This window comes from Alcanivorax sp. NBRC 102024, assembly GCF_001602235.1.
Lineage (GTDB): Bacteria > Pseudomonadota > Gammaproteobacteria > Pseudomonadales > Alcanivoracaceae > Alcanivorax.
Genome location: NZ_BDAS01000015.1, coordinates 1 through 18,653 on the forward strand (window position 1 = coordinate 1; position 18,653 = coordinate 18,653).

Below are 18,653 nucleotides of genomic sequence, written 5' to 3' on the forward strand. Positions count from 1 at the left end.
GCGGCACCAGAAAGGGAATCCGGATCAAGGCCAGGGCGAAGCCTGTAGCAAAGATCAGGATGAAGTAGATGAGAGCAGGTTTTATCAGTCGCATTTGGAGTACGTATTATGCTTTGCCTTACCACCATTGTAACGGGCCGGTTTAGAGCGTCAGTACAACATTGGGGTCAGGTCTTGAATGTTGCGATCAAACGCACGGTGCAAGACCTGACCCCGGATCCAGTAGAGCTGGGCTCTGTGGCCGTTTTTTGGTTCGCCGAACCAAAAAAACGGCCCTACCCCCCCCAGTTATATTTTAATTTCTCCAATACCGACAAATTCGCTAAGAATAGAAAGGCGCTCTTTAATATTTGAAGCATCATTTGTTCCTTGTTGAGTCAATCGGTCATATTCCAAAAGATCAAAAGAGGACTGTTCATAATCTTCAGCAGCCATTAACCGATTCTCCCTAAGCCTTTCATTAAAGTCGATTAGCTTACGCCTCGTAATCGAGTCTTCTAGGCCGCGCTCAACCGCATATCTGAATAAAAGGTAGTAAACAGTCATATTGCCTTGAGCTCTTAACAGATCATCACTAATGCTGAAAACTTCATACATCTTGTCTACAACAATATTCGCAGCCTCAGAAACCTCACCCACTTTATCCGAGTGCCCCGAGTAATAATTTCTTGCCATTGCATCAAGGTAGACCTTTTTTGTATCCATTAAGGTGTTACCGAACCTTAAATTTTCTTCAACCAAAAGAAAACGAGCTGCAACCTCTCTATGCTGGTACCTCTTATTCCCAAACTTTACCTTTTCCAAAAACAATCTATGCTCAGACAAGGCTCTGATGGCATGCACCATTTCTCCGCCAATGGCATTCCTTTTCTCAGCAGCATTCAACGGCACAGCTTCATTTAAACGATAAAACATATCCTCAATAAGGTCTTCATCGTCGGTATCAACAGCTATAACAGGCAAAACAAATGAGTCGAATTTTATTTTTATCCGAGGATATTCCTTTGCAATATCGTCATACGCCAAACCAGAAAGCTTAATGTTTGGATCTCTCTGATATTCAAAATCATCAGACAAGTTGAAGTCGCCATCAATAAAGCCCCATATAGTCTCGAGCCTTTGACGACCATCAATCACCGCATAATTAATACCGGTGTTAGCGGATTGCTCTCGAGAATACAAATGAAAGTATATTTTCGGGAGATCATAATCATTTAATATAGAATCAATTAGAAGCTGCTTTTTTTCCTTTGTCCATACGCCTCCCATTCTTTGATACGGAGGATCTAACTTTATCTCATCGCGCTCTGAATACAGGAGCATGATAGTGCTGTTCTTAATTGGTGACGTCTCAATATAGCTCACAGCAAATTTCCTTTTATGATATGCCCAATACTTGCAAGCTCTGGAAAAAGTTGAAATTTTGTATATCCAAGAAGTGATAACTGCTTAACAATACTGTTTCTACTATCGCCAGGAATTATATATTTAACTACATGGCTTGCATCGCCAATCTCTTCAATTGGAACTCTCTCATGATGATGTATAGTAAAGACTCCATGCTGGGCCTGGATTCTTGCATTATTCCTAGTAGCAATTGTGGCCAAAGGGCGGAGTTGTGTTCTCTGGTTTTGTGCAAGATTTTCAACAGAGTAGTTAGTCAGCTCAATATCTTCAAATGAGGGAATAAAAAATTCTTCATCAACATTATTGATGCCTGCATTTTTATTAAGTTCCGAGGGCCTCAGTGACCACAATGCAGCATCTTCGTCATGCCCATCTGAATCACCATCAACAGCGAAATATAAGGCTACCAGGGGACTCTCACTCCAATCGAGCAACCTAGTGGGCACACCATAATGTTGCATCAAAAATAGCCAATCAAAAGACTGATTAGGTGTATTCTGTACTAACATTGCAGCACTTTGTTTAAAGCGCTTGATCAAAGTTGCTTCAGAGGGTGGCTGATTGAGCCGAAGATAACCAGGAAGCAACGGCCACTCCTTACGGGATTGACCTCTATACCAAATTGACCCGTCGTAACCTTCATTATCGGCTTCAAGCTCTACCAAAAGGTCTTGAACCGATCGAATCTCTTTCTCAATCAAAAGACAACTCCTCTGTCTTGCTCGGAAATTTAACGTGGAGTACAACGGCGATCCGTCCGGGACGTCCGCCGGCCACTAGACGCGAACTGATGCAAATTGCCATAAATTAGCGCACATCAATACCTTCTAGGGGATAACCCACAATACAACCAACATAGAGCTACTTTTGTTCCAATCTAAAAACGAAGGACGTTTTCATGTACGCGATTTCTCTTGAAATACTCGTCTTATCTTTCGGTTCGATAAAATAGCCAAACGCTTCAAACTCCTAGGAACCAGGGTCAGGTCTTGCTTCGTGCCCCCCTTAACGCACGGGGCAAGACCTACCCCCCATAATCTCTGTTCTTTTTTCCCCTTTCCGGGTGCCATGCGCAAGTTTTCTTCATAGCTCCGATTTCACATAACGCCCGGCGCAGCAGGCAAATTGGAGCGACGCAGGAGCGCAAATTTGGTCTGACTGGCGCCGCTTGTTATGTGAAGCCCTCTCGCAGAGATCACTCACCAGCTTTAGACCTTTGAAACTGCCACCGTGACAAAGCGATAAAAACCACCCCGAGGGAAAGAGCCACTACCCCCTGATACTCAAACGACTCTGTTGGAACAATTTTATAATACGCACCAGACTCACGCCCCATAACCAGATCGATTGTTGATTGCCAAAAACCAACGGGAAGAAGACCTAGAAAATAGAGACCTGCGTAAATAAAGCATAGAACTCCCAACCCAAAAGAAAACCACTTCATCAGTCCACACCTAGCCTGAGCACACATAACAGCGTATTCAGTCGAACGATTCGACCTATCCTTTTTCGACATAATTCTTTGATGACTTTCGGGAGAAATACAGAAACCCGAAAGCCCGTCAGGCACTTACAGCAAAAACAAGAACCCTTCTCGTCTGACAAAACTCGAAGAAGCGGCCTATTTCCTGACTTACCCCGATATCCCCCGTTCCGAAAACCACTCTATATCAACCGTTTAGCATTTTCTGTAAGCCATATCCTACAAAGATAGGGCTCGTTCTGTTGAGCACGGCATATTGGGGATCACTGCTTGGAGGGGGGCACGGCCCAAGAGGGTCTGGATAAACCACTGGGCCTGGCTTGCGAAGACGCAGAGGCTCGCGAAAGCACGGCAGTGACGTCCGCCCCTTCGCCTTGCGAGCAAGGCTCCAACGAGGATTGGGGGTTGGGGTGTTGAAGGGCTTTTGGGGCAAGGAGCGGTTGGGGAGCCGCTGGACTCAGGGGGTGATGGTGAAGCGCATGACGCCGATGATCTGGTTGTCTGCGGTGCGCACTTCCACTCGCCACCGGCCTTCTGAGGGAACCGGGATATGGCGCTTGTGGGACCAGGTGCGAAAGCCGGATTCACGGCCGCCGTAGAGCTTGAGAGGAATCCGGTCGATCTGTTCGCCGTTCTGGAACCAGTAATGGTAAATGTCCTGTCCCAGGCCCAACGGCGCCTTGATGGCGGTGTAGGCATAGAGGCCGGCGGTGACTTCGTCGCTGGTGAAGCTTTGCCCGGTGACCAGGGGCTGGCGTTGCTCTCGGTTGAAGGACAGGGCCATCGCCCGCTCTTCCAGGGACAGGGTCAGCGGTGGCACCAGGGGGGCCAGCCAGCGTGGCGCCAGGGCGATCACACAGGACACGGCCAGCAAACCCGCCCAGCGAAACCATTTTCGCGGCCCACCGAAGCGCCAGAAGCTGGGCAGCGCAAACAGGGCGGTGAGCCAGCCGGCCCAGGTGAGGGAGGAATCCGTGCTCCAGTGGAAGATCAGCGGCAGCAGTACCAGCAGGGCCACAAACAGGGCCCAGGCGTGGAAGCCGAAGTACAGAGCCCGGTGCCGTGCCAGCCAGAAGTACAGCGGGTCGATGATGCTGACCAGCGCGGCACTGATCACCAGGGTGGTGAAGAAGATGTATTCCGCCCCGCCGGACCATTGCAGCAGCACGAACGGCAGGCTGAAGAAGAAGGCTTCCTGGTGGACCGCTTGCAGCAGCAGTTTGAGCATGCCCTGGGACATGCCTTCCATGGCGGTACCGGCGAGACGCCGTTGCCAGAGCCCTTCGGTGAGCAGGAGCAGCCAGCTCAGTACCAGAAAACCGGTGAGCACCGCGGCCAGCCAGGGCTGGCGTTCCACCAGGAAGTAACTGGACAGACCCAGTGCAAAGCTGATCACCGCCCACAGGTGGCGGATCTGGTAGAGCTTGTCGGTCAGGGTTTGCAGGGCGGGTGGCAAGGGGGTCGCTCCGTTGGGGTTTGGCTGTTCGACGTACTATAGGCGTTGGGGTTCCCGGTGGGTGTAAGAACTGGAGGGATTTGCTTTGGGGGAGGCGGTGCCGGCTATTGGTATCGTTTGAGAGTTTCGTGGGCGGATAGGCCTGATCGCCCTGCGGGCGACTTCCGCGCTGCGCGCGGTTCGCCATGCGAGCATGGGCTCCTACAGCGGCTTTGCAGAAAGGTTTGAGCGGCGCGGCCTGGGGCCGCGCGGGTTAGCCGGCGAAGTTGAGGAGGACGCCGGCGGCGACGGCGGAGCCGATGACGCCGGCCACGTTGGGGCCCATGGCGTGCATCAGCAGGAAGTTGTGGGGGTTGGCTTCCAGGCCCACCTTGTTGGCCACCCGGGCGGCCATGGGCACGGCGGACACGCCGGCGGCGCCGATGATGGGGTTCACCGGGTGGTGGCTGAGGCGGTTGAGCAGCTTGGCCATGAGCACGCCGGTGGCGGTGCCGATCATAAAGGCCACCAGGCCCAGCACCAGGATGCCCAGGGTTTCCATTACCAGGAATTGTTCGGCGCTGAGTTTTGCGCCCACCGCCAGGCCCAGCATGATGGTGACGATATTGATCAGCGCATTGCTGGTGGTGTCCACCAGACGGCTGACCACACCGGATTCCTTCATCAGGTTACCCAGGCAGAACATGCCCAGCAGCGGCGCCGCATCGGGCAATACCAGGGCTACCAGCACCAGCAGCAGAATCGGGAAGAGAATCTTTTCCGTCTGGCTCACCGGGCGCAGCTGTTCCATCTTGATGGTGCGTTCCTTGGCGGTGGTCAGGGCGCGAATGATGGGGGGCTGGATAATCGGCACCAGGGCCATGTAGGAGTAGGCGGCCACAGCAATGGCGCCGAGCAGTTCCGGGGCCAGCTTGGTGGTCACGTAAATGGAGGTGGGGCCGTCCGCGCCGCCGATGATGCCGATGGCCGCCGCATCCGCCAGGGAGAATTCCATACCCAGAAAGTTCAGCGCCAGCGCCCCCAACAGGGCCGCAAAGATACCGAACTGGGCCGCGGCCCCCAGCAACAGAGTACGCGGGTTGGCCAGCAGCGGGCCGAAGTCGGTCATGGCGCCCACGCCCATGAAGATCAGCAGCGGGAAGATGCCGGTCATCAGGCCCACGGTATAGATCAGGTAGAGAATGCCATCGCCGTAGTTGGCGCTCTTCGCCAGATGATGGAGCTGGTCCTGGGCAGCAGGCCCGGCAGCTTGAGCGGCTTTATAGAGCGCTTCTCGCCCGGCATCCGCATCCATGCCCAGCACCTGGGCCATGCTGGCGAGCAGATCCTGATTGCCGAAGTGCATGGCCTGGCTGATGGCGGATTCCGCCAGCCCGGCCACGGGGATGTTGGCCAGCAGGCCACCGAAACCGATGGGCAATAACAATAGCGGCTCGAATTTCTTGTTGATGGCCAGCCACAGCAACCCGAGACAGACCAGCAGCATGATCAACTGGCCACCGGACAGGTGAAACAGGCCGGTGCTGTGCCAGAGCGTTTCCAGCTTATCCATGGGCCGGCTCCACGCTGAGCAGGGTCTGGCCGACGGTGACGGCGTCGCCCTCTTTCACTGCCAGCTCGGTGACAATGCCCGCTTCCGGGCTGGATACGTCAGTTTCCATTTTCATGGCTTCCAGCACCATGATCTTCTGCCCTTCGGTGACCCGGTCACCGGGTTTCACCAGCACCTTGAAGATGTTGCCAGCCAGGGGCGCCGGGATCGGCGTGCTCTGGGACGGGTTGTGGACCACTGGCGGGTTGGGCTGGGTTGCCCCTGCGCTTTCGCCGAGTGCCTTGATACCGGTCACGTCACCGCCGTCACTGACTTTGACGGTGTACTCCCGGCCATCCACCTCCACGGTGTAAATACCCTCGCTGTTACCCGCCACGGGAGCCGTCTGGCCATCCGGCACCGGCTCGAATGCCGAGGCGTCGCCACGATGCTCCAGGAAACGCAAGCCGATCTGCGGGAAAAGCGCGTAAGTCAGCACGTCATCGATGCGGCGCTCGCCATCCGCCAGCGTCAGGTTTTTTTCGCCGGCCAGGTTTTCCACTTCACGGATCAGGCTGTCCATCTCGTCGTCGATCAGATCCGCCGGGCGACAGGTGATGGGCTCGTCGCCGTCCAGGGCGCGGGCCTGCAACTCGGTATTGAAGGCCGCCGGGGCGGCGCCGTATTCGCCACGCAATACGCCACGGGTTTCCTTGCTCAGTGCCTTGTAGCGTTCGCCGGAGAGCACATTGAGCACCGCCTGGGTGCCAACGATCTGGGAGGTGGGCGTGACCAGGGGAATAAAGCCCAGGTCTTCGCGTACCGCAGGAATTTCCTGCAGCACTTCGTCGAAGCGGTCGGTGGCGCCCTGCTCTTTCAGCTGGCTTTCCATGTTGGTAAGCATGCCGCCGGGCACCTGGGCCACCAGAATGCGCGCATCCACGCCGCGCAGGCTGCCCTCGAATTTCGCATACTTCTTGCGCACTTCGCGGAAGTAGCCAGCGATACGATTGAGTTTTTTCAAATCCAGGCCGGTGTCACGGTCGGTGCCTTCCAGCATGGCCACCACGGACTCGGTGGGGCTGTGGCCGTAGGTCATGGACATGGACGAGATGGCGGTGTCCACATTATCAATGCCGGCCTCGGCCGCTTTCAGTGCGGTGGCAGTGGACAGCCCGGTGGTGGCGTGGCACTGCATGTGAACCGGAATGGAGAGCGTCTGCTTGAGGCGGCTGACCAGCTCAAAGGCCACATTGGGGCGCAGCAGGCCGGCCATGTCCTTGATCGCCACGGAGTGGGCGCCCATCTGCTCAATCACCTTGCCCTGCTCTACCCACATATCCAGGGTATGCACCGGGCTGACGGTGTAGGCGATGGTGCCCTGGGCATGTTTGCCCTGCTTGATCACGGCGGCGATGGCGCGTTCGATGTTGCGCATGTCGTTCATGGCATCGAACACCCGGAACACGTCCACGCCGTTTTCGGCGGCGCGTTCCACAAAGGCGTCGACCACATCGTCGGCGTAGTGGCGGTAGCCCAGCAGGTTCTGTCCGCGCAGCAACATCTGTTGCGGCGTGTTGGGCATGGCCTTTTTCAGTTCGCGGATACGCTCCCAGGGGTCCTCGCCCAGATAACGGATGCAGGCATCAAAAGTCGCGCCGCCCCAGGATTCCAGGGACCAGAAACCGATTTCGTCCAGTTCAGCGGCAATCGGCAGCATGTCGTCCAGACGCATGCGTGTGGCAAACAGGGACTGATGGGCGTCGCGGAGCACCACATCGGTGATGCCCAGAGGCTTGTGATCACTCATGGAGAAATTCCGGTTATGACTGGGACTGCCGGTGCTGACGCACCGCCAACTCAATGGCTTTGATCACCGCGGGAGACGGTTGCGCTGCTGCAGGTGCAGAGGTAGCCGGCGCAGGGACGTCTGCGGGCGCTTGTCCGAAACGTTTTACCAGTGCGGACATCAGGGATGTCACGGCCACGAGAATAATCAGAAAGGTAAAGACTACGCCCATGCCGACCAGCATGAGCTCCAGGCCCTGGGCCATCAGTGTGTTCATGGAACACTCCTTTACGGTTCCGGTGGCAGTTTGCATTACCGCGGGCGAGAGCGGGCCAGCCCGCCGTGTCAGCAGGCGCCCGGAAGGCTCCCGGGTGGTATTCGGGATATTTCCGATTATCTCTCGTCGATTTCTGGGAATGTAGAGGGATTGTCGACAATCTGCAATGAGGCTTGAGTACAACAAGGGTGATCAATTTGATCAATTCATGCGGGTCAGCGGGCCAGGCCGCCGGCTTCATACCTTGAGGCGTGATTATTTTTTTCTGGCTGAAACGAAAAAGGGCCCGCTGATTAGCGGGCCCTTTTAGGGATATGGCGCACCGGGGAGGATTCGAACCCCCGACCTACTGGTTCGTAGCCAGTTGCTCTATCCAACTGAGCTACCGGTGCATGTCTCGTTGCTGTATCGCCCCGAGAGGCTGCGCATTATTCCGAAAGCCCTGCTGGGAGTCAAGCGCCAGTCGCTTAAAACTTCAGCAATCAGTCTTCTGCGGTTTCCATTTGTTTTTGCAGGTAATTTTCGATGCCCACCAGGTTGATCAGGCTGAGCTGGGTTTCCAGCCAATCGATGTGCTCTTCCTCGGATTCCAGGATGTCCTTGAGCAGGTTACGGCTGATGTAATCCTGAATGGATTCGCAGTAGGCGATGCCTTCGCGGAGGTCCGGTACCGCCATCTTTTCCAGCTTGAGGTCGCACTCGAGCATCTCTTTGGTGTTTTCACCAATCATCAGCTTGCCCAGATCCTGCAGGTTGGGGATGCCTTCCAGAAAGAGAATACGCTCTACCAGCCAGTCCGCGTGTTTCATTTCATCGATGGACTCGTGGTATTCCTTTTCATACAGCGCCTGGAGGCCCCAGTCCTTGTACATTTTGGCATGCAGGAAGTACTGGTTGATGGCCACGAGCTCGTTGCCGAGTGCCCGGTTCAGGTACTCAATCGCCTTGGCGTCGCCTTTCATGGGGTTGTCTCCGTCCGATGAACTTGTGTCTAAACTTGGGTTAACCCCCATTGTTCAGCAAGCAGATGACAGAGACAAGGCAGGAATGCAAAAAAGCGCTTGCAATACAAGCGCTTATGTAAATGAGAACGATTAGTTATGCGGTTTGGGGCCAGTAGACCACCACACCGTCAGAGGAAGAGTGCGAGAAAGAGGGTGCCTCGTTGGCGCTACGGGCTTCACGCATCACTTGGCGGGCATGACGGGCACATTTACCACACTGACTTCCAACCCCAAGTTCCCGACGAAGATCACGCAGGCTGTCGCAGCCATTGCCGACCGCTTCCCGTATATGGTTGTCAGTAATGCCCTTACAAATGCATACGTACATAAGAATGCCATCCCTCAATCTCTAGTGGGCATGCTAACCCTAACGCGAATCATTATCAACTGCTTTCAGATATGGAATCATTGGCCTGCCAGCACTTCGTCGTGGTCAGGCCGGTCATTGGGCATTTTTTGCTTAGCCTCTCCCCTCTTAGGGGATACGCCGTAGAGATCAACGGGAGTGGCCCGGGGAGACCTGATTGGGGCTGCCCGGGACAGGCATAAGGAAGGCTGGCGGTGACTCAGGACAACGAGCCAGGGGGAGCCCCCTGACCGCCACCGATTGCGGTAGGGTGCACTGAGCCTCAGGCGAACTGCACCATCAAGCGCCGGGTCGGTGCAGTTCGCCCTAGGCTCAGTGCACCCTACGGATTGGAAAGACCCTGGTATTTCGACAAAAAAAAGCCCCGCGATGGCGGGGCTTTTTTCAGAAAGTCCGGATCAGGGGATCAGGACGATTTCTTGGCCGCTGGACGCTTGCTGGCCGCTTTCTTGCGGGCCGGCGTCTTGCGAGCGGCCGCTTTTTTGGCAGCAGGCTTGCGCTTGGCTGCGGTTTTCTTGGCAGGCGCCTTACGGGTGGCAGCTTTCTTGGCAGGAGCCTTGCGGGTAGCCGCCTTTTTACGCGTGGTGGTTTTTTTCTTTACCGCGCGCTTGGCTTTGGCTGCTGCTTTCTTGGCAGCGGCCTTCGCTTTCTGCTCGGCTTTTTTCTGCTCGGCTTTGGCTTTCTTCGCCAGTTTGCGCTCGTGTTCGCGCAACTTGGTCTTCAGATTGCGCTCAGCGGTACGGAGCTTTTTCACCTCACGGGTGACCACTTTCTTGGACGCCTGGATTTCAGCACGAATCAGCTTGGCTTCACCACGCAGATCCTGCAGTTTCAAACGAGCGGTATTCATGCGACCACGTGCTGTATCCACTGCGCGCTTGGCGGCAGCGGTGGAAGACGCCTTCGCCTTATCGCGCTTGGCAGCAAGGTCAGCGCGCATTTTCGACAGCTTGCCATTTTCGGTATCGATCTTGGCGCGGTGCTTGTCCAGTTTGGTCTGTGTCTGTTCAGCTTTTTTCTGCGCCTGGTCCACGGCTTTCTGCTGCAGCTTCACCTTGGATTCGGCATTAGTGACGGACTTCGGCAGAGCCGGTGCCTTGGCAGCGGTTGCCTTCTTTGCTGCGGGCTTACGCGCCGCAGTTTTTTTAGCGGCGGCTTTCTTTGCTCGAGCCATGATTGATCTCCTAAGCTATGGCGTTGTCATCAGTACTGCGACAATTCGAAAAATAGCATAAAAAAAAATCAGTTGGTACATTATTTGACCAATTCGTTTTTGTTTTTTTCATTTAGCGCTTTTCGTATTTGCTGACATCGCTTTTTTGATTCCTTTTCTGTTTCTTAAAAAACATTTTTCGGCCCTCCTCAGTCAGCCTGACTGGCACATCTGAAAAGCCGTCAGGAATATTTTTCTGCGCTTTTGGGCCGTTTTATTAAATAAAATCGCGATGGAGATCATTCAATGCACCATGGCAACAACATCGATCGGCACAGGGTGTTGGCACAAAGATGTACGGCGACGGTGATATTGCGAAACAGGGAAAAGAAAAAAACGCCCCTGCCCTGCTATCCCGTCACGGTGTGACTCGCAGGCCCGGGAGCAGCCGACTGGCTGAGCCCTTGTGTAGAAAGGTTACATTTTCGATTGCTGCTGAAAATTCGCCGAAAAGAGAATGCACGATCATGGGCAGCACCCCGTGGACAATGACAGTGCACGGAACGCTATCAGGCTTGCCTTTTTACACAGGGGCCAGGAAACATCCCGGCTCAAGATTATGGCGACCCCAGCAAGATGTCGTTTAGGCAGGCGCTCCAGGCACAGGGCGTATTCGCAGTGCAGCGCAAACCGTCGAGGGCATGACAAAAGGAGATGAGAGAGGGAGAGGAATAACCTTCATGGCTGAGCCATCGTGAAGCCACTGCGCTCAAGCGCTGGCTTTTCTGACTCGCGCAATCGCGCCATGAGTATGCAATTTTTTCTGTTGTGGCCACTCGGTAAGAAACCTGCCGACCGGCGTGGCATCTTTTCCGGACGCATTCGCGGACATGGCAGAGGTTTCCGGGAGGAGTCTCCCGCCGTACCGGCGAGAGCCCGTGGAGCCTCCGCCAACAAAAAAGGGAAGCCCGCAGGCTTCCCTTTTTCAGTCTGACACCTTCAAGCAGGGATCAGTCTTGCAGAGCGTCCAGCACTCGGCTGCGGATATCATCCACGGAGCCAACACCGGCCACACGCACGTAGCGGGGCGCTTTGGCATCGTCTTTCTTGGCCAGATCCTGGTAGAAGTCCACCAGCGGACGGGTTTGAGACTGATACACTTCCAGACGCTTGCGGACGGTTTCTTCCTTGTCGTCATCACGCTGAACCAGTTCTTCACCGGTTTCATCGTCCTTGTCGTCTTCCTTCGGCGGGTTGTATTTGATGTGGTAAACCCGTCCGGAGGAAGGATGAACGCGACGACCGCTCAGGCGTTCAATGATTTCCTCATCGTCCACATCGATTTCGACCACGAAGTCGATATCCACGCCCTGCTCTACCAGCGCTTGCGCCTGGGGAATGGTGCGCGGGAAACCATCGAACAGAAAACCGTTGGCACAGTCGTCTTCGCTGATGCGCTCTTTGACCAGGCCCAGAATGATGTCATCGGACACCAGACCACCGGCATCCATCACTTTCTTGGCTTCCAAACCCAGGGGAGTGCCTGCTTTAACAGCAGCGCGCAGCATGTCACCAGTGGAAATCTGAGGAATATTGAACTGTTCCTTGATGAACTGCGCCTGGGTGCCCTTGCCCGCACCGGGGGCACCAAGCAGGATGACACGCATAGGATTCTCCATCGTTCTGTGGTCGAAAAGGCTCCAATGCGCCAAAAGAAACGTTCTGTCACAAGGGAGCCAGGCAAGCGCTCCAATCAAGGCGATAAGGCACAGAACCGGATAACGGGTTCGGGCTTTTTAACGCCAGGCGGGCACTTTGACGACACGAATTTGTTGCAGAACCTTCCGTTTGGCCCATTCAGGGGCCTCCGAAGGGGTGCAACTTTACCCTGAGGCCCCGTTCTTCACAAGTGATTGGAGGGTGCTACCTTGGTAGCACCCCTGTGAAAGGACGGGCTCAGGGGCGTTCGAGAACCAGCGTGGCTGGACTCTTCTGGGGTAGTTCAAGGGGTTTGACCGGAGCCATGATGGCAGCCTGATCCACGCCGCCGCCTGGCGCCGGGGTGTAACGGGCGCCTATGACCAGCGCCGCCGAGTCATCCGGATAGCGTTGCAGCCAGTCCCGAGCCGACAGCGACACGGTGGCCGGGAAATGGGGAACCACCTGGCGGCGGGCCGCCAGCGGCTGGCCACTGCTGCCGGCCTCACGAAGATAGACAAAGACGGTGCCGCCTGCGGGCAGATCGTCCGCCTCGACCACCGCCTGAATCCCGGCAAACTTTTCCTGACGTGCCTTTTGCTGGCGGGCATTTTCCAGACCGCGTCGCAACAGATCACCGGTTTCACCCTCACTGTGGCGGGACAAAAGCGCTTGCCAGCCCTGCTCGGCCAGGTCATAGCGCCCGGCCCGATCCGCAGACATGGCCAGCATCATCCAGGCACCGTCATGGGCAGGTTCCCGGTCCAGCACCCAACGCAGCTCTGCCAGGGCCGGGTCCGTCAGTTTGCCACCGGCTTTCTGAATCAGCGCCCTGGCCAGCAGCAAGTGCATGGCGGGCTCCTGCGGACTCATGGCCAACGCCTTGCGGGCCGCTTCCTCACTCTGCTCCGGGGCGCCGAGTTGATCGTAGAGCGAGCCCAGCGCATACCAGCCCATGGCGGACGGCTCTTTTACCAACTCTGACTGCAGGACTCGCACCAGGGCGCCCACTGGCACCTCCGAGGCGGCACGCTCCGGAGACTCACCGGCGATAATGGCGCGGGCCACGTCGCGGTATTCCTGTTGGTCGGCAAGCCAGTCATTGGTGTGTTCGTTATAACCGATCAGGCCGTACCCGAGAGCCGCCAACAGCACCACGACCAGCGGGATACCAATGGCTCCACGCATTACCTTGCCCGCCTTGCGGGCTTCGCGTTGCCACAGCAGCCATATCAGGGCGCCGAGGGCGACCAGCAGGACCACCGAAATCACTATCCACACCATTAACGGTCTCCCCGCTGATTCATATCGCTTTCCTCACCGCCCTCGTCACTGTCATCCACCCGGGCACTGGCCCGGCGCAACAACAGCACGATGATCACTGCACCACTGCCCAGTAGCAGCAATGGCGCCAGCCAGAGAATGGAGGTGGTCGGCGTTACCGGGGGGCGGTAGCTGACAAAATCGCCGTAGCGGGCCACAAAATAGTCGACGATCTCATCGTTGCTTTTGCCTTCCTTGATCATGATCTCGACCCGGGCGCGCATATCCTGGGCAATGCCGGCATCGGAATCAGCAAGGCTCTGGTTCTGGCATTTGGGGCAACGCAATTCATCCAGCAAAACCCGAAACCGCTGTTCCTGTTCCGGGGTTTCGAATTGATAGATATCCGTGGCGGCCATGGCCGACAGGGAAATGCCAAGCAGAAAAACAATTCGCAGCATCCGTGTCATGCTTCCCCCCCCGGTTGGTTCTGTTCCAGCAAGGGCACAAATTTTTCCTTCCAGACACGGGCATTCAGGTCACCGGCGTGGCGCAGCACAATCTCGCCGTCCGGATTAATCAGGAAAGTTTCCGGTGCGCCGTAAACGCCCAGATCCAGACCCAACTGCCCATCCGCATCCACGATCACATGGGTGAAGGGGTTACCGTGCTCCGCCAAATACTGACGGGCCGGATCACTCTCGTCCTTGTAGTTCAACCCGGCAATGGCAACGCCCCGGGCGGCCAGTTCCAGCAAGAAAGGATGTTCTATATAGCAGGTGGGGCACCAGGTGGCCCACACGTTGAGCAACTGCCAACGCCCCTTGAGAGAGTCCTGCGTCAGGGTCTCGTCGGTCATCAGCGACGGCAGGCTGAAACTCGGCACCGGTTTGCCCACCAGTGCCGAGGGCAATTCCTGCGGGTCACGTCCCAGGCCGCTGGCCAACAACACCGCCAGCAACACGAAGCCGACCAGCGGCAGGAATACCCAGGGAGAATTAGCTTTCATTGGTCGCTTCCTTTTCCCCGTTGGCAAAACGCAAGCGCCGGTAGCGTTTATCCGACAGCGCCAGCACACCACCAAACGCCATGATCAGTGAACCCAGCCATATCCAGCGGATACCCGGTTTGAAATAAATGCGCACCGCCCAGGCATTGCCATCATCCAGGGGCTCGCCCATAGCCACATAAAGGTCACGCCAGAAACCCGCATCGATGGCAGCTTCGGTCATGATCTGGCCACTGGCGTGATAGGTTCTTTTTTCCGGATGCAGAATCACCACGGGCTCACCCTGGTAGGAAACCTGGAAATGGCCACGGGTGGAATCAAAGTTGGGCCCCTGGTAGTTGTCCAGGCTATCAAAGACAAAATCGTATTCGCCGATACTGGCCCGGTCCCCGGGACCCATGCGGATATCTCTCTCCACTTCATGGAAACTCACCAGGGTGATGCCAGCCACCATCACCGCCAGTCCGCAGTGCGCCGACACCATGCCCCAGTAAGCCCGTCCCAGTTTGCGCAGGCCGGTAAAGAATCCCTGACCATAGGCCCTGGCACGACGCACCACATCATCCACGTGGGCAAACACCAGATACAACGCCAGCATGATCGCCAGGACACCTTGCCAGGGAGATGGCTCCGGCAAGCGGGAGCCGAACCAGCCGGCAATCACCGCTGCCGGTGCCAGCATGGCCATCCGCTTGACCAGCACGCGGCCATCCTGACGCTTCCAGTTACTGAAGACACCCGGGACCATGAGCACAATCAACGCCATGGTCAGCGGCACAAAGAATCCATTGAAATAGGGGCTTCGAATGGAAATTTTCAGATCCAGGGCCTCAAAGAACAACGGCGCAATGGTTCCCACCAGCACCACAAAGGTGGCGGTCAGCAGGATCAGGTTGTTGCCCAGCAAAAAGGCTTCCCGGGACACCGGCTTGAAGCCCTTGTTGTTTGTCAGGGTGGAAGAGCGGACCGCAAACAGCGTCAGTGCACCACCGGCGACCACGATCAGGAATCCCAGGATGAACGCGCCCCTCTCGGGGTCGTTAGCAAAGGCATGGACGGAGGTAAGCACACCGGAACGCACCAGGAAGGTGCCCAGCAGGCTCAGGGAAAAGGCAATGATCGCCAACAGCACCGTCCAGGCCCGGAACAGGTTACGTTTTTCCGTCACGGCCAGGGAGTGGATCAGGGCGGTCCCGGCCAGCCAGGGCAGCAGGGAGGCATTCTCCACCGGGTCCCAGAACCACCAGCCACCCCAGCCCAGCTCGTAATAGGCCCACCAGGAACCCAACGCGATACCGACGGTGAGAAAACTCCAGGCCACGGTGGTCCACGGCCGGGCCCAGCGCGCCCAGGCCGGATCCAGATTCCCGGCCAGCAAGCCGGCCACGGCGAAAGCGAAAGCCACGGAAAAACCCACATAGCCCATATAAAGCATGGGCGGATGAATAATCAGCCCCGGATCCTGCAGCAGTGGGTTCAGGTCTGCCCCGTCCAGCGGGAACCAGGGCAGCACGCGATCAAACGGATTGGACGTGAGCAGCATGAACAACAGGAAGCCCACCGAGATCATGCCCATGACAGACAAGACACGGGCCACCATGGCCAGCGGCACGCTGCGACTGAGCACCCCCACCATGGCCGCCCAGCCGCCCAGCATCCAGCCCCACAGCAGCAGCGAGCCCTCATGCCCGCCCCAGATAGCGGACAGCCGGTAGGCCACGGGCAAGGCGGAATTGCTGTGATTGGCCACGTAGGCCACGGAAAAGTCGTTAATGTAGAAGCTGTAGCCCAGGCAGACCATGGAAAGGGTCAGGGCCAGCCATTGCACCCAGGCAAGAGGCCGGGCGTACCATTGCAGGGCGAGGATATTGCGCTGCACTCCCACCAACGGGAATACCGATAAACACAGGGCTGCAGCCAGTGCCAACCACAGGGATAGATGCCCGATTTCTGCCGCCACGAGAGCTCCTCAATCCGCTTTTTTACTGTCCGATGCCTGTCAAACCGCCATTACGCGCGGTCCGGCGCGCATAGCATCGGTACATGGTCCGGCAATTGCAAGTCCGTGGCGTGGGGGGAGCCGTTGAACAGCGCGAGGCGATTTTCACAGGCTCCCGAGCCGCAATTGACTCATGGGTATCATAGACAGGCGTCTTTATTGTACGTTCATCGGTCATTTTCGGTAAAGCCATCCTTTCGACATATTTTGAGACGCTTGCTATTCGTATGCTTTCACTTGGCTTTGCTAGTATGCGTTCGATCATGACACCGTGTCATATCGGTGAAGATAAAACGTCATAAATCATCCATATACTCGGAATGCGCCATCAGGCCTTCACGGAGTAAGACTTTGAGCACTACAACAGAACAGAAATCCTCCTACGATCGCGAGGATCTGCTTGCCTGCGCACACGGCGAGCTTTTCGGGCCCGGCAATGCCCGTCTGCCCTTGCCCAACATGCTGATGATGGATCGTATCACCCACATCAGTGATGAAGGCGGCAAGTACGGCAAAGGCGAAATTATTGCCGAGCTGGATATTCGCCCGGACCTGTGGTTTTTCGAATGCCACTTTGAGAGCGACCCGGTGATGCCCGGTTGCCTGGGCCTGGATGCCACCTGGCAGTTACTGGGTTTTCTGCTTGGCTGGCTGGGCCACCCGGGACGTGGCCGGGCCCTGGGCGTGGGCAATGTGAAATTTTCCGGGCAGATTCTGCCCACCGCCAAGAAAGTCACTTACAAGCTGGACGTGAAACGGGTGATTTCCCGCAAGCTGATTCTGGGCATCGCCGATGCCACCGTCAGCGTGGACGGCAAGGAGATCTACCTTGCCGAAGACCTGCGCGTGGGCCTGTTCACTTCCACCGACGGATTTTAGGAGTCAATCATGCGCCGCGTAGTCATCACAGGAATGGGCATTGTCTCCTGCCTGGGCAACGATACCGACAGCGTCACCCGGTCCTTGCGCGAGGGCCGTTCCGGCATTCGCTTCAAGGAAGACTACAAAGAGCTCGGCATGCGCAGCCATGTTGCCGGCACGCCGGAGATCGCGCTGGACGACTTCATTGACCGCAAACCCCGCCGTTTCATGGGGGATGCCGCTGCCTACGCCTACATCGCCATGCAACAGGCCATCGCCGATGCCGGTCTGGAAGAGCACCAGGTCAGCAACGAGCGAACCGGCCTGATCGCCGGCTCCGGTGGCCACTCGTCCTTTAACCAGGTTGAAGCGGCGGATATCGCCCGCAACCGTGGCGTCAAGCGTGTGGGGCCTTACATGGTTCCCCGGGTGATGGCGTCCACCGTCTCGGCCTGCCTGGCCACCCCGTTCAAGATCAAGGGGATCAACTACTCCATTGCCTCCGCCTGCGCCACCAGCGCGCATTGTATTGGCAACGCGGTGGAACAGATCCAGCTGGGCAAACAGGATGTGGTGTTCGCCGGCGGCGGCGAAGAAGAACACTGGACGCTGAGCTGCCTGTTTGACGGCATGGGCGCCCTGTCCAGCAAGTACAACGACACCCCGGAAACCGCTTCCCGGGCCTACGATGCCAGCCGTGACGGCTTTGTCATCGCCGGCGGTGGCGGCATGGTGGTCGTGGAAGAGCTGGAGCACGCCAAGGCCCGCGGCGCAACCATCTACGCGGAAGTGATTGGCTACGGAGCCACCAGCGACGGCCATGACATGGTTGCCCCCAATGGCGAAGGCGCCGCCCGCTGCATGCGCCAGGCCCTGGCCACCGTGGAGGGGCAGGTGGATTACATTAATGCCCACGGCACCAGTACCCCGGTAGGGGATGTGGCCGAGCTGAAAGCCATCAGTGAGGTCTTTGCCGATAACTGTCCGTCCATCGGCTCCACCAAGAGCCTGTCCGGCCACAGCCTCGGCGCGGCGGGTGTCCACGAAGCCATCTACAGCCTGCTGATGATGCAGCACAACTTCACCGCCCTGAGCGCCAATATCGAGACGCTGGACGAGAAAGCGGAAGGTCTGCCGATTCTGGTGCAAGGCAAGGACACAGGCCCAACCACTGTACTCAGCAACAGCTTCGGTTTTGGTGGCACCAATGCCAGTCTGGTACTGCGCAAATGGGAAGGCTGAGGAAAAAGCAGTTAACAGTTAATAGTGAATAGTTAACAGCTCAAAAAAGCCCGGCATTGCCGGGCTTTTTTTTGTTTGGGGTATTTGTTTTTGCAAGGTCGCCCTGCATCGCTT

The 18,653-nt window shown here is 56.8% G+C and carries 17 protein-coding genes and 1 tRNA gene; 2 read left to right on the top strand and 16 right to left on the bottom strand.

Annotated features, from left to right (window positions below; genetic code table 11):
* Positions 1-288 precede the first annotated feature (288 nt).
* From A0251_RS15975 to A0251_RS16045, 16 genes are all read right to left on the bottom strand, one after another.
* The gene (locus A0251_RS15975; protein ID WP_062817839.1) at positions 289-1,365 is read right to left on the bottom strand and encodes a DUF262 domain-containing protein; all 1,077 of its coding nucleotides are present in this window, start codon (positions 1,363-1,365) and stop codon (positions 289-291) included.
* Positions 1,362-2,108 (bottom strand): FRG domain-containing protein, encoded by a 747-nt coding sequence (locus A0251_RS15980; protein WP_062817840.1) that lies wholly within the window; start codon positions 2,106-2,108, stop codon positions 1,362-1,364. Before A0251_RS15980 ends, A0251_RS15975 begins: the two co-directional genes overlap by 4 nt.
* Positions 2,109-2,602: 494 nt before the next feature.
* Positions 2,603-2,851, bottom strand: coding sequence for a hypothetical protein (locus A0251_RS15985; protein ID WP_062817841.1), 249 nt, complete (start codon positions 2,849-2,851; stop codon positions 2,603-2,605).
* Between the two features lie 496 nt (positions 2,852-3,347).
* A complete protein-coding gene (locus A0251_RS15990) occupies positions 3,348-4,346 on the bottom strand; it encodes a DUF5924 family protein (RefSeq protein ID WP_062817842.1) in 999 nt (332 codons plus the stop codon).
* Between the two features lie 253 nt (positions 4,347-4,599).
* On the bottom strand, positions 4,600-5,898 hold the full coding sequence (locus tag A0251_RS15995; protein WP_062817843.1) for a sodium ion-translocating decarboxylase subunit beta: 1,299 nt from the start codon (positions 5,896-5,898) through the stop codon (positions 4,600-4,602).
* Entirely contained in the window at positions 5,891-7,687 is a 1,797-nt protein-coding gene (oadA, locus tag A0251_RS16000; RefSeq protein WP_062817844.1) for a sodium-extruding oxaloacetate decarboxylase subunit alpha, read from the bottom strand. The genes A0251_RS15995 and oadA overlap by 8 nt, the downstream gene beginning before the upstream one ends.
* 13 nt (positions 7,688-7,700) lie before the next feature.
* Positions 7,701-7,943 carry an OadG family protein gene (locus A0251_RS16005; protein ID WP_062817845.1) on the bottom strand — a complete coding sequence of 81 codons (243 nt, stop codon included), beginning with the start codon at positions 7,941-7,943 and terminating at the stop codon, positions 7,701-7,703.
* Between the two features lie 315 nt (positions 7,944-8,258).
* A tRNA-Arg gene (locus A0251_RS16010) sits at positions 8,259-8,335 on the bottom strand.
* A gap of 90 nt (positions 8,336-8,425) precedes the next feature.
* Complete coding sequence (bfr, locus tag A0251_RS16015; RefSeq protein ID WP_062817846.1) at positions 8,426-8,905, bottom strand: bacterioferritin; 480 nt, start codon at positions 8,903-8,905, stop codon at positions 8,426-8,428.
* 136 nt (positions 8,906-9,041) lie between these two features.
* Entirely contained in the window at positions 9,042-9,275 is a 234-nt protein-coding gene (locus A0251_RS17290; RefSeq protein WP_082810938.1) for a bacterioferritin-associated ferredoxin, read from the bottom strand.
* A 445-nt stretch (positions 9,276-9,720) separates the two neighbouring features.
* Positions 9,721-10,488, bottom strand: a complete 768-nt coding sequence (locus A0251_RS16020) for a hypothetical protein (RefSeq protein WP_062817847.1) — start codon at positions 10,486-10,488, stop codon at positions 9,721-9,723.
* A 989-nt stretch (positions 10,489-11,477) separates the two neighbouring features.
* Positions 11,478-12,134: an adenylate kinase gene (adk, locus tag A0251_RS16025; protein WP_062817848.1), complete on the bottom strand. Its 657-nt coding sequence runs from the start codon at positions 12,132-12,134 to the stop codon at positions 11,478-11,480.
* A gap of 289 nt (positions 12,135-12,423) precedes the next feature.
* On the bottom strand, positions 12,424-13,449 hold the full coding sequence (locus A0251_RS16030) for a tetratricopeptide repeat protein (protein WP_062817849.1): 1,026 nt from the start codon (positions 13,447-13,449) through the stop codon (positions 12,424-12,426).
* Complete coding sequence (locus A0251_RS16035; protein WP_062817850.1) at positions 13,449-13,889, bottom strand: cytochrome c-type biogenesis protein; 441 nt, start codon at positions 13,887-13,889, stop codon at positions 13,449-13,451. The genes A0251_RS16030 and A0251_RS16035 overlap by 1 nt, the downstream gene beginning before the upstream one ends.
* A gap of 5 nt (positions 13,890-13,894) precedes the next feature.
* Positions 13,895-14,437 (bottom strand): DsbE family thiol:disulfide interchange protein, encoded by a 543-nt coding sequence (locus A0251_RS16040; protein ID WP_062817851.1) that lies wholly within the window; start codon positions 14,435-14,437, stop codon positions 13,895-13,897.
* The gene (locus A0251_RS16045; protein WP_062817852.1) at positions 14,427-16,397 is read right to left on the bottom strand and encodes a heme lyase CcmF/NrfE family subunit; all 1,971 of its coding nucleotides are present in this window, start codon (positions 16,395-16,397) and stop codon (positions 14,427-14,429) included. Before A0251_RS16045 ends, A0251_RS16040 begins: the two co-directional genes overlap by 11 nt.
* Positions 16,398-16,787: 390 nt before the next feature.
* On the opposite strand from A0251_RS16045, the gene fabA reads away from it, so the two are divergent.
* Complete coding sequence (fabA, locus tag A0251_RS16050) at positions 16,788-17,315, top strand: 3-hydroxyacyl-[acyl-carrier-protein] dehydratase FabA (protein WP_062817853.1); 528 nt, start codon at positions 16,788-16,790, stop codon at positions 17,313-17,315.
* 9 nt (positions 17,316-17,324) lie between these two features.
* Complete coding sequence (gene fabB, locus A0251_RS16055; RefSeq protein ID WP_062817854.1) at positions 17,325-18,539, top strand: beta-ketoacyl-ACP synthase I; 1,215 nt, start codon at positions 17,325-17,327, stop codon at positions 18,537-18,539.
* Positions 18,540-18,653 lie beyond the last annotated feature (114 nt).

What these genes read in the sequence shown, in the direction of transcription:
- fabB (WP_062817854.1), top strand. Translation starts at nt 17,325, where the DNA reads ATGCGCCGCGTAGTCATCACAGGAATGGGCATTGTCTCCTGCCTGGGC.
- A0251_RS16005 (WP_062817845.1), bottom strand. Translation starts at nt 7,943, where the DNA reads ATGAACACACTGATGGCCCAGGGCCTGGAGCTCATGCTGGTCGGCATG.
- adk (WP_062817848.1), bottom strand. Translation starts at nt 12,134, where the DNA reads ATGCGTGTCATCCTGCTTGGTGCCCCCGGTGCGGGCAAGGGCACCCAG.
- A0251_RS16040 (WP_062817851.1), bottom strand. Translation starts at nt 14,437, where the DNA reads ATGAAAGCTAATTCTCCCTGGGTATTCCTGCCGCTGGTCGGCTTCGTG.
- A0251_RS16030 (WP_062817849.1), bottom strand. Translation starts at nt 13,449, where the DNA reads ATGGTGTGGATAGTGATTTCGGTGGTCCTGCTGGTCGCCCTCGGCGCC.
- bfr (WP_062817846.1), bottom strand. Translation starts at nt 8,905, where the DNA reads ATGAAAGGCGACGCCAAGGCGATTGAGTACCTGAACCGGGCACTCGGC.
- A0251_RS16020 (WP_062817847.1), bottom strand. Translation starts at nt 10,488, where the DNA reads ATGGCTCGAGCAAAGAAAGCCGCCGCTAAAAAAACTGCGGCGCGTAAG.
- oadA (WP_062817844.1), bottom strand. Translation starts at nt 7,687, where the DNA reads ATGAGTGATCACAAGCCTCTGGGCATCACCGATGTGGTGCTCCGCGAC.
- A0251_RS17290 (WP_082810938.1), bottom strand. Translation starts at nt 9,275, where the DNA reads ATGTACGTATGCATTTGTAAGGGCATTACTGACAACCATATACGGGAA.
- A0251_RS15995 (WP_062817843.1), bottom strand. Translation starts at nt 5,898, where the DNA reads ATGGATAAGCTGGAAACGCTCTGGCACAGCACCGGCCTGTTTCACCTG.
- A0251_RS15985 (WP_062817841.1), bottom strand. Translation starts at nt 2,851, where the DNA reads ATGAAGTGGTTTTCTTTTGGGTTGGGAGTTCTATGCTTTATTTACGCA.
- A0251_RS16035 (WP_062817850.1), bottom strand. Translation starts at nt 13,889, where the DNA reads ATGCTGCGAATTGTTTTTCTGCTTGGCATTTCCCTGTCGGCCATGGCC.